Genomic DNA, 11,953 nt, shown 5'->3' on the forward strand with positions numbered 1-11,953 from the left:
TAGTTCTCTTAAGTCACGAATTGGCGATCAATTATGCCATGTGACCGATAAAATGAAAAGAGAAAATAAATATTTTTCTAAAATAGAACGTGTACAATCTATAACTGCGACTCAATGGGTAACCAACTCATTATTTTTGCAAATGCACGACGCTTCAAATTACTTTCTGGTTCATAATCAACGCTGTATTTTTTCTCATTTTCAACAAAATCCCAGTAAATACGATCATTATCACCAAGACGTAAACAATAACTCATTTCACCAGTCGTTTCTTCAGAAAAAAGCAAATCTAATCTCGTTGCTATTGGTGGGCATTCAAAAAGAATCCCCATTTCTGTATTCAATGAAACGGAACGAGGATCAAAATTTAAAGATCCAATAAAAGCAGTTTTACAGTCAATTAAAAAAGCTTTTGTATGCAAACTCGCCTTATTAGATCTAAACAACCGCAATCGGTGAGTTCCTCCATCTGGTTTTAGTTCATAGAGTTGAACACCACTTTTCAATAACACTTTACGATAAGGCGCATAACCTCCATGTACAATGGCCACATCAGTAGCTGCCAAAGAATTAGTAAGAATTTTGACATTAATACCTTTTGATACCAAATTGCGGAAACTCCGTGTTCCTTCTTTACCCGGAACAAAATAAGGCGATGTAATCTGAATTGTTTTTTTTGCGCTATCAATAACCTGTGAAAGAGCTTCCATCAACCAATTTGCCGTATGCTTCCGTAATGCCTTTTCTGGAGGATCTGAAAGAACATCTACTTTATCTGCTACAAATAATCGTTTACCTATTTGAATAAAATATTCAAAATTGATATGCTTATTGACATAAGTTAAATAAACTTTGGCAACTTTTGAGTTACGGAATTTACGTAATTTAGCTTTCCAAATATCGAGATCTCCTTCTCTGTCAGGAACAACCAAAGTATGTATCGGTAAAACCACAGCGCTATTCCAAAAATTATCAAAGATCGTTTCTATTTTTTTAACCGATGGTCCAATTAACATGAGATCTAAATCTCGAAAACTTGACTGTTTATTTACACCCAAATAAGCATCTGAAAGATTTCTCCCTCCTACTAAAGCTACACGCCCATCAACAATAAAGGCTTTATTGTGCATTCTGCGCGTTACCATAATCGCCCGTAATATAATCTCTAAACCACGGCGTAAACCACCTTTACGTACGCGCCCTGGATTAAACACTCTCACCTCAATATGAGGATGTTTATCAAGTGCAACATAAGCCGGATCACGCCCCTGAGCATTAATATCATCTAAAAGAAGACGCACTCGTACACCACGATCAGCTGCCTTAACTACTTCGCTAAGCAGCAAACGGCCTGTTAAATCATCATTCCAAATGTAATACATCAGATCAAGACTGCGTCCAGCTTTTGCTGCACCTATCGCACGAACACAAAATGCATCTAAATTGCTTACAATAAGTGAAAGAGCATCCTTATCAATTCCCACTCCATTTGTCTCTTTTGCTAATCTGCTTACTATACGATCAATTTCAGTCTCACTTTTCTCAACATTTAGTGCATAAGAAGACTCTCCTCTAGCACTTCTAATGAAACAACCATAAGTATAAATTGCTAACATAGAAGCAATAACGAAAAGTGCAGTGAAGCCAACAATAATGTTTAATAACGTCAAAGAGAGAAACTTTCTTTCTAAAAAATATCATACACTCAATAAATACGTAAAGAAACATTAGAATCAATGGTTCTATCTTTTAATCTGTAGAAAAGAGAATATGATCATTTTCTATAAGATATAACAAAAAACATCATTATTTTTAAAACTTTGATGTTCATATTCAAAAATTCTAAGCAACTTTACTATTGTTGTCCGAAAATATTTGAAACAAACAAATTATTACAATAAATGACATTTCATTTTTATGGCTAATTTATGGCTAAAAAGACTTCTTTTTTGATGATAAAACAATCACACTCTGTTGAACTATTATAATTCGTAGATACAGATGTTTTGTTAAAAATTTTATTACTGCTTTTGATTATTTATTGTCTTCAATTCCTCTATTTTACGATAAAGAGTAGAACGCCCAATCTGAAGACGTCGAGCAATTTCACTCATACGTCCTTTATAATGTGCAACTGCCTTTTTAATAATATCACACTCCATCTCAGAAAAAGTGCGTACATGCCCATCAACATTAAAAAGTCGTATAAATTTTCTTTCATAGCGTTCTTGAATATCATTATCAGTTATCTTTGAAATATTCATGTGTGGATTTTTTATTAATTGCGGAAAATCTCTCACAGTTAATAATGGTCCTTCGCTCATCAAAACCGCACGAAATAGCAAATTTTCCAGTTCTCTATAATTACCAGGCCAATCATACTGCATAAACATAGAAATAACCGTCCCTCCTAAACCATGCACATGCGATTGCCCGGTTTCAGCAATAATATAGTCAATCAAACACTGAGAAATTTCTGGAAGTTCACCTCTCAACTCTCGCAAAGCAGGTATATTAATATATAATTGGGAAATTTTTTCAAAAAAACTATGTGTAAAAAAACCTACCTGGACTAAATCTGCAAGACGCGATGTTGAAAGAGCAATAATGCGAAAAGGCAGATTTTTATCTTTTGCTGCTTCTGCTCTCTCTTGAAGATAATGCGCAAAACGTTTTTGCTGTATTGGCTCTAATCGATCAATATCACATAAGCAAAGTGTCCCATGCTTAAGAGAAGAAACTAGCGGTACAAACTCTTTAAACCAAAAACGATTCTCTTCCTCTGGATCAAAAACTGGTAAACATTGGAAGCGAACAAAATTCCCCTTTGAAAAAAAACTTTCATCATGAATAATACGAGCTAATTTCTCACGACCAGTCCCTACTTCACCTTCTATCAAAAGATTCTGAAAAGAAGTTGCTGCACTTTTTGATTGTTCTAAAATGGCCTGCATTACAGTGCTTTTTTTATAGATATCAAAAAATCGTAAATGATTTTCTTTTTGCCTACGAACATACTGAATTTCATTTTCTAATGCGGAAATGAATGCAAGATTATTCAAAGTAACTCTCAACCGTAATGGGGTAACTGGATAGAACCAATAATCAATAGCTCCAGCTTTTAAAGCTTTTTGAATTAATTCTTGATTATCTTGCTTTGCTATAACAATGACTCGAATAGAGATTCGAGCCATTCTAATCATTTTAATTAGATCACTTACGCCTAAATCACTAATAGTAACATCAAGCAACACAAGCGTAATATTTTTACGCCTATATAAAAGATCAATTATGCGTAAGCTATTTTCTGCTTCAATAACGCGGTAGCCAAATCCTCGAAGCATAGTAGAAAGCTCTGCACGCTTTCCGTGATCTTCCCCCGCAACGAGAATAGGACCAACCATAGCTTTAATAATCTCCTCTGAGACTACTAAATATATTTATAATAAGATTCATTACAAACCACAAAATATATTTTACCTTTTGTAACCGGCATGCTAATTTTACCAAATTATTCATTAAACACAATGTTTAAGAGTCTTTTCAATTTTTTGCCTTTACTTTAAACTTGTCATAAAAAGAAAACGAAAACATATAGAGTAAAAAACATGAAACATATTTGCTGTATTTTATACCTGACAATAATTGCTTTAATATTAGTTGCTTGCAATCCTTCGCAAAATCGCAATAAATTCTTATTTATCAACAATATGCCAACTAGAATCGATGGAGAATGGATCGACACAAATGGTATTATTTCTTCTTTTCGTAGTGGTATTTTTGAAACACGAGCAGCAGATACAAAAGAAAAGCTTTCAGAAGGTACCTACAATTATATCAACACTCACCACGTAGAAATTGAGATATATTCGCTTGTTCGTGGAACCGTTTCTAGAGCAAGTTGCACAATATCTAATGATACAATGCAACTCCTCTGTACATCAAACACTGGTTCACAATTCTTCCTCAAACGCAAAACCTAAATAAAATTTAAAACTTTTTATAAAAATATAAAAAGTACTCTCACAGGAGAAAGTTCTTTCTTCCTGTGAGGAAATTATTATTAAAAGATATTACTATATCTATGATCTTACATTACCATAAACTTAACAAATAACCATTCACCAATAGATATATCTCAAGCATTCTTCCTCTCAAAAAGATTACTGCTATTATCTCATCATTTTTTGCTGATAAATATATTGGCCTCTCAATATTAATTAACTTATGCCACACCAATACGCAAAAGATCGTGAAAATGAACAATTCCAATAGGCTTTTTATTTTCAATCACGAAAAATGCTCCAATATGATGATCATTAATAAATGCTGTTGCTGCACCAACGAGTGTATCTGGGCCAACAGTCTTTGGATTTTTAGTCATTACCTCATCAACATTGAATTGTGACAAATCATTGTGAATATTGCGTGCAAGATCACCATCTGTTATAATTCCAATTAATTCACCTCTTGGATTTACAACACCAACACAACCAAAGTGTTTTTCAACCAAAATCTCCATAGCTGCTGTCATGGGCACTCCCTGTGTAACTAAAGGGACACGATCCCCTTGATGCATAATATCACGCACGTATTTAAGGTTTGCCCCAAGAGATCCCCCAGGATGATAAATTTTGAAATCAGTCGCAGTAAAACCTCGCATTTCCAAAAGAGCAATAGCTAATGCGTCTCCTATCACTAATTGCATAGTTGTTGAAGTTGTCGGAGCAAGACCATGAGGACAAGCTTCCTCTACTTTTGGCAATAATAACACAATATCAGCTTGCCGTCCTAATATAGAGTGCTCACCAGATGTTATTGCAATTAGTGGTATACGAAAACGTGCAGCATGGCTTATAATACCACTTAACTCTGTAGTTTCCCCAGACCACGATAAAGCAAGAATAACATCATCAGAACAAATCATACCAAGATCACCATGATTAGCTTCCGCAGCATGGATAAAAAAAGCAGGTGTTCCAGTTGAAGCTAAAGTCGCGGCAATTTTTGTCCCTATATGACCGCTCTTACCAAGTCCAGTAATTACCACGTGACCATTTGCATTGCTAATGGCTTGGACAGCTGCTTTAAAAGAATCTGCAAGCTTCTCCTGAAAAGCCTTTTCAAGAACTTCAAGCCCTCGTTTTTCAATAGAAATAGTCTTAAGCGCTAAGATAACTGCATTTTGTAGATTTAACGTATTAGAAGACTGTATCGTCATAACTGAATTCGATAAATGAAATCACTCTTAAAGTCTATATCATTTTTCAACGTTAATTTTTTCAAGTAAGTTTTTCAGCGATGTAAAAAGTTGCTGATGCATATCAGTACGTGAAAGAGCAAATGCAACATTAGCCTCAATAAAGCCAATTTTAGATCCACAATCAAAAGTGCGCCCATCTAATTGAAAACCAAAAAAAGCTTGTTCATTTGAAAGTCGCACCATAGCATCCGTTAATTGAATCTCATTTCCTGTTCCTCGTTTTTGATCAGATAAAATATCAAAAATCTCTGGCTGCAAAATATAACGTCCATTAATATACAGATTAGATGGAGCCCTTTCTATAGCTGGTTTTTCTACCATTTGTGTGATTTCAAAACCATTTGCGACCTGCTTTCCTTTTCCTACGATACCGTATTTATATACTTCTTCATGATTGCACTCTTGAACAGCAATAATATTACCTCCTCCTATTTTTTCATAAAGATGTATCATCTCAGAAAGACAACCTTTTTTAGTTTGCATGAGCATATCCGGTAATAATAAAGCAAAAGGCTCTTTTCCAACAAGCTCACGCGCACACCAAACAGCATGTCCTAATCCTAAAGGCTGCTGTTGCCGAGTGAAAGAAGTCATTCCTGGCTGCAATTGCAAATTTTTTAAATGCTCTAGCTCCTCTATTCTTTTACATTCAGCAAGAGTTGTATATAATTCAACCTGAGCATCAAAATAATCTTCAATAACTGCCTTATTGCGCCCAGTAATAAAAATGAAATGCTCAATACCTGCTTCACGTGCCTCATCTACCACGTATTGAATAACAGGCTTATCAACAACAGTTAGCATTTCTTTAGGAACTGCTTTTGTTGCTGGAAGAAAACGAGTACCAAGACCGGCTACAGGAAATACTGCCTTACGGATTTTACACACATTCATCTTCCTACTTACCAATACAATATTTGTTAGATAATCCTCTGATACAATTTATCATTATATTTTAACTACAAATAAATAAAAATGTTCTATTTTCTAAATTTTTATATAATAAACATAGAAAAGACGCAATAATTAATTAAATCGTTTCATTTTAAGACAAATTTTACTTGATCTGATATAGATTTTATTAAATACGAAAATAAAATAACTGCACATCCGAACACTTTTACATAGATAAAAATTAGAAAATGAAAACAATAAAATTTAGTCCATTATTTTTTTTAAAAAAAACTATAAATCAAAGGTTATCTTTCATTCGCTTACTCTCTACCTTTGCCACTCTTCTAATAGTTTTTTCCTCGCCTACATATGCCGATAGTAGTTTTCAACACTGGATTAATGAATTCAAAAAAACGGCTTTAGCCAACAATATTTCACCATCCACATTTGATATGGCTTTTAAAACAATTCATACAATTGACCAAGAAGTCTTAAAAAAAGCAGCATATCAACCAGAGTTTGTTGATATGCCATGGGAATATTTTGACAATCGCATTCATGACGATGCAATTGTAGAAGGAAAACAGCAAGCTAAAAAATGGCAACAGTGGTTACAAAAAATTGAAAAGCGTTTTGGTGTTAATCGTAATCTCCTCCTCGCCATTTGGTCGATGGAAAGCAACTATGGAAAAATTTTAACAAATAAAGGCATAATGCGTGATACTATCCGTTCACTTGCAACTTTAGCTTATGCCGACCCAAAACGTCAAAAATACGCGCGCACGCAACTTATTGCAGCAATGAAAATTCTACAAAGAGGTGAAATTCACCGCTCTCAACTCGTGGGATCTTGGGCAGGAGCACTAGGACATACGCAATTTATTCCAAGCAGTTATCTCATCTACGCTATTGATATGGATGGAAGTGGGCGCTCTGATATTTGGAATTCGATTCCTGATTCACTTGCTACTTCTGCTAACCTTCTCTATACGAATGGTTGGCAATCTAATCTTGTCTGGGGAATTGAAGTTAAATTACCAAATAACGAAAAATTACCTGAAAATTGGTTATCCTTTAAACAATGGAAAGAGTTAGGTGTTCAACACGCACATGGAAAACCTTTTCCTTCTTTATCTGAACAAGCAATATTGAAATTTCCTGACGGTCCAAAAGGACCTGCATTTCTGGTAACAAAAAATTTCTTTGTGCTTAAACGTTATAATAATGCAGATCGTTATGCTTTCGCTGTTGGCCTTCTTTCTGATCGTATTGCTGGACATCCTAAATTATTCCAAGATTGGAATCGACCATTTAAACCTATTACTTTCAAAGAGCGTATAGAATTGCAATCTCGTTTAGCAAAACTTGGAGATTATGAAGGAGAAATTGATGGTAAAATTGGTATAGCTTCCAAGAAAGCGATTAAAGCTTTTCAGCTACGTCATGGTTTAGAAGGAAATGGATATCCAAGCTACGAAACTCTCTCTCATATCAGAAAACAATAACCTTAAAGTCAAACACTTATCTCATGGTTTATTTTCCTTAATGATTATCTAACATCTTAAAATTGAAAAAAATTCTTAGTTTTATGGTGATTGTCTTGTTTATAAAAAGATTTCTAAAATAAATTGAAGTGAAACCTGCACTTTATGAAACGCATCATGCAATTAGAAAAAATGCTATAACTGCTAACTATGCTTTTCAAAAATAAAGACTTCGTTGCATTATTCAAATACAATCATATCTCTAAAAATTTTAATAAAATTATTTAAAACTATAGATTTATCATTTAATAATACCATAAGAAATATGAGCTTTAGTTAAAGCTAAAATTAAAATAGATAACATACAAAATTTTAGTTCTAGATTTCAAAAATCATAGTATTTCATCAATGTCTTAATTTATCCGCAGATAAAATCGTATATCGACACCCTACTTTATCTTTACAATCCACGTTTCTTTATCATTGATTCTGGTGAAGGTAATCGCCCTCGAAAAGATTCATAGAGTTTCTCAGGATCATAACTTCCTCCAGCAGAATAGACAAAACGCTTTAATCGACTAGCAAGTTCTGGATTGAAAACATCACCTGTTTCTTCAAAAGCTTGAAAAGCATCAGCATCAAGGACTTCTGACCACATATAAGAATAATAACCAGCCGCATAACCATCACCTGAAAATATGTGTGCAAAATGCGGAGGACGATGACGCATAATAATTGTATCAGACATTCCTAATTTTTCTAATTCCTTACGTTCAAAAAATGTTGGATCCACCACTTTTTCTTCTTGATGAAAAGCCATATCTACTAAAGCAGATGAAAGAAATTCAACAGCATTAAAACCAGCATTAAATGTATGTGCTGACAAAATTTTATCCAACAAAGCTTGCGGCAAAGAAGTACCTTTTTCCACATGCGTAGCATATGATTGCAATACTTCTGGTACAATGAGCCAATGCTCATAAAGTTGAGAAGGAAGCTCAACAAAATCACGCACAACTGATGTTCCCGCAACAGATGGCCATGTAACATCAGACAGCAAACCGTGCAATGCATGCCCAAACTCGTGGAAAAGTGTGCGTGCATCATCAAGCGATAAAAGAGCAAGCTTCCCTTTAGAGGGCTTCGCAAAATTACATACATTGTAAACGATAGGCTTTTGCCCTCTGTTCAATTTATGCTGTGATTGTAATCTGCTCATCCACGCTCCAGATCGTTTTGAAGAACGTGCAAAATAATCACCAATAAAATGCCCAAGTAAACTTCCATCAGATTTTTTGACCTCCCATAAGCGTGCATCAGGATGCCAAAGTGCAACATCAGTTTTTTCTTCAAATGAAATCCCAAAAAGTTTTTTTGCAACGAAAAAAGCTGCTTCAATCATGCGATCAAGCTGCAAATAATATTTTACTTCTGTTTCATCAAATAAAAACTTCTCAGTGCGCAACTTTTCAGCATAATAACGCCAATCCCAAGCTTTTAAAGGCTCATTATCTCCTTGATTTTTTGCAAAATTTTGTAATTCAGCCTGTTCAGTAGCAGCCTTAACTTTTGCCCGCTCCCATACAGGGATAAGCAAATTCATAACTGCATCAACATTTTTAGCCATAGTATTGTCAAGCTTTAAATCCGCAAAAGATTTATACCCCAACAATTTTGCCTTTTCGCTCCGAAGTGCAATCATCTCCACAATAATTGCTTTATTATCATGAGTATTTTCACCCCGTTGAGACCAAGCTTGAAAAGCTGTTTTACGCAAATCACGACGATGAGAGAATTTTAAAAAAGGTTCAACAATCGAGCGCGTTAAGATTAATGCATACAGTCCATCACGGCCTCTCTCACAAGCAATTTCTTTCATAGAAGCAATAAGATCATCTGGTAAACCAGATAAATCTGTTTGTTCCAAAAACAAAATCCATTCAGCCTCATCTTTTAAGATATGCTGACCAAAAGTAGCACCTAAAAGGGCAAGCCTTTCATCAATTTCAACAAGACGTTTTTTACCCTTTTCATCAAGTTTTGCACCATTATGAACAAATCTCTTCCACCCTAATTCAAGCACACGTTCAGTTTCATGGTCATACAAACCTTGCTGTGCTTTTTTATAGAGCATATCCATTTTCGCAAATATCCGCGTATCCATCATAATTTTTGAAGAATAACGTGAAAGTTTAACAACAAATTCTTGTTCTAATTTTTGAATCAATTCATTACTGTGTGCACTCGCACGCAGAAAAAATATAGAGCATACGCGATCAAGATTCTTACCAGCGAGCTCAAAAGGCTGCAAAAAATTCTCAAGTGTTGGTAATTCTTCCAAAGCAGCAATAACTTCTATTTCCTCTTCAGCCTCTTTCAGTGCCTGTTCAAAAGCAGGTTTAAAATCATCATCATTTATTGAAGAAAAATCAGGAAAACCTGACAATTCCATCCAGTCGAACATTGCTGCTTGTGTCATAATATTATACTGCCTACATTAGTAAATTTAAAATCAAATAGTCACCTATGTGATATGGCCTATTAATAATAACTTTATACTCTAAAATAGCCTTGTAAATTTAAATTTTTATATAAAAATATTATTTTATTATTTTGGAATATGCACAAAAAATTCTTTTTCTGGCCTCATGAAATTGTTTACAGTTTTTACAAATTGCAATCTATCCTTGACTTTATTTTGAATATTAACAATTGAAAAACTTGTATTCTAAGTTGTCTATAATTTTGATTCATTCTATCTATATATCTCTAATCTTTTAGAAGGCACTTCGCTATGACTGAAATCAAAACATCTACTAGCAACCTCAAAGATTTACCTTCTGAAGCCCTTGCTGAAGAATTAAAAAATCTTCATTTTGCCGACTCGATTGATATCATTAATGGTCTTGATATTATGGAACGGGTAATTATCCTCAGTCTTTTGCCTATTGATTATGCCATTGAACTTTTTGACAAACCAGAACTTGAAAGCCCAGCTGCTATTCTTGAACTTTTGCCCGTGAATCTTGCTGTCGAAATTCTTGACGGTATGTCTGCAGATGCTGCTGCGGACGTCTTCCAAGAAATGAATCAAGAAACGCGTAAACGGTTTTATGCTTTACTAAAATCTTTAACTCGGACTGAACTCAAAAAACTTACTAGTTATCCAGATCATACAGCTGGTGCATTGATGACAACAGAGTTTATAGCAGTACCAGCGAATTGGACTGTAAAAAAAACTTTAGATCATATTCGGGATGTTGAAAGAACACGTGAGACAGTATACACAAGCTATGTCATTGATCCGAAAACAAGTACCCTTCTCAAAGCCGTTTCTCTCCGTAACCTTATTCTTGCCTCACCTGATGATAAAATTTTAAACGTCTCCACACACGATACACCTATCACAATATCACCCTTTACACACCACGAAGATATTGCTCGTCTCTTTCAACGTCATGATCTTCTTTCTGTACCAGTTATTGATGACAGCAATCATGTGATTGGTATTGTAACAGTTGACGATGTACTTGACTCTATGGTCGATGAAATGAATGAAGATGCCTATAAATTTGGAGGATTGGAAGCTTTAGATAAACCATATATGCAGATAAATTTTTTGGGAATGATGAAAAAACGCGGTGGCTGGCTGGCTTTACTCTTTATGGGTGAAATGTTAACAGCAAGCGCCATGCAATATTTCGAAACAGAACTTGAAAAAGTAATTGCTCTTACATTATTCATTCCTCTTATTATGAGTTCAGGAGGAAACTCTGGTTCACAAGCAACGTCTCTTATTATTCGTGCATTAGCCTTACGGGAACTCACACTCAAAGACTGGTGGAAAGTCATTATTCGTGAAATTCCAACAGGCATCTCCCTTGGTATTTTACTCGGAATCATCGGTATTATACGGATTGCTGTTTGGCAACAACTCGGAATTTATAACTATGGTGATTATTGGTTTTTTATTGCTATAACTGTAGGAATAGCTTTAGTTGGAATTGTTACATTCGGTTCTTTAGTCGGATCTATGCTGCCCTTTATTCTTAAACGCTTAAAATTTGACCCGGCAAGTGCTTCGGCTCCCTTTGTTGCGACCTTAGTAGATGTCATGGGTATTATAATTTACTTTTCCGTTGCTTCTTTTATTTTAACTGGAATCTTACTTTAATATGGCACGTATTAAAATCTCTCCTTCATTTTTATAAAAAATGTTCTTCCTCTTCCCAAAGTCTAAAAAAAACTGTAAAAGATCTGAAACTGTAAAGAGAAAAGCTTTACTTCAAAGAGAATTTCATTAAACGAAAAG

Annotated in this window: 8 protein-coding genes; 3 read left to right on the forward strand and 5 right to left on the reverse strand. The window is 34.6% G+C overall.

All coding sequences use genetic code 11. The annotated features are described in order from the left end of the window. Window positions 1-98: 98 nt before the first annotated feature. Together O99_RS03010 and O99_RS03015 are read right to left on the reverse strand one after the other, a co-directional pair. Window positions 99-1,670: a phospholipase D family protein gene (locus tag O99_RS03010; RefSeq protein WP_035006286.1), complete on the reverse strand. Its 1,572-nt coding sequence runs from the start codon at window positions 1,668-1,670 to the stop codon at window positions 99-101. Window positions 1,671-2,021: 351 nt separating this feature from the next. Next, window positions 2,022-3,404 carry a sigma-54-dependent transcriptional regulator gene (locus O99_RS03015; RefSeq protein ID WP_035006287.1) on the reverse strand — a complete coding sequence of 461 codons (1,383 nt, stop codon included), beginning with the start codon at window positions 3,402-3,404 and terminating at the stop codon, window positions 2,022-2,024. A 204-nt stretch (window positions 3,405-3,608) separates the two neighbouring features. Here O99_RS03015 and O99_RS03020 point away from each other — a divergent pair, with 204 nt between their 5' ends. Beyond that, window positions 3,609-3,983, forward strand: coding sequence for a hypothetical protein (locus O99_RS03020; protein WP_035006288.1), 375 nt, complete (start codon window positions 3,609-3,611; stop codon window positions 3,981-3,983). 242 nt (window positions 3,984-4,225) lie between these two features. Here O99_RS03020 and O99_RS03025 read toward each other — a convergent pair whose 3' ends face one another. Beyond that, on the reverse strand, window positions 4,226-5,221 hold the full coding sequence (locus O99_RS03025) for a KpsF/GutQ family sugar-phosphate isomerase (protein WP_035006289.1): 996 nt from the start codon (window positions 5,219-5,221) through the stop codon (window positions 4,226-4,228). 39 nt (window positions 5,222-5,260) lie between these two features. Further along, window positions 5,261-6,151: a UTP--glucose-1-phosphate uridylyltransferase GalU gene (gene galU / locus O99_RS03030; protein WP_035006290.1), complete on the reverse strand. Its 891-nt coding sequence runs from the start codon at window positions 6,149-6,151 to the stop codon at window positions 5,261-5,263. Window positions 6,152-6,405: 254 nt separating this feature from the next. Here galU and O99_RS03035 point away from each other — a divergent pair, with 254 nt between their 5' ends. Continuing rightward, window positions 6,406-7,662, forward strand: a complete 1,257-nt coding sequence (locus tag O99_RS03035; RefSeq protein WP_035006291.1) for a lytic murein transglycosylase — start codon at window positions 6,406-6,408, stop codon at window positions 7,660-7,662. A 439-nt stretch (window positions 7,663-8,101) separates the two neighbouring features. Here the strand turns inward: O99_RS03035 and O99_RS03040 are convergent, their stop codons facing one another. Continuing rightward, window positions 8,102-10,120 carry a M3 family metallopeptidase gene (locus O99_RS03040; protein WP_035006292.1) on the reverse strand — a complete coding sequence of 673 codons (2,019 nt, stop codon included), beginning with the start codon at window positions 10,118-10,120 and terminating at the stop codon, window positions 8,102-8,104. A gap of 315 nt (window positions 10,121-10,435) precedes the next feature. Here O99_RS03040 and mgtE point away from each other — a divergent pair, with 315 nt between their 5' ends. Then, the gene (mgtE, locus tag O99_RS03045) at window positions 10,436-11,815 is read left to right on the forward strand and encodes a magnesium transporter (RefSeq protein ID WP_035006293.1); all 1,380 of its coding nucleotides are present in this window, start codon (window positions 10,436-10,438) and stop codon (window positions 11,813-11,815) included. Window positions 11,816-11,953: the final 138 nt, after the last annotated feature.

It is taken from the genome of Bartonella rochalimae ATCC BAA-1498 (assembly GCF_000706645.1).
Taxonomy (GTDB): Bacteria; Pseudomonadota; Alphaproteobacteria; order Rhizobiales; family Rhizobiaceae; genus Bartonella; species Bartonella rochalimae.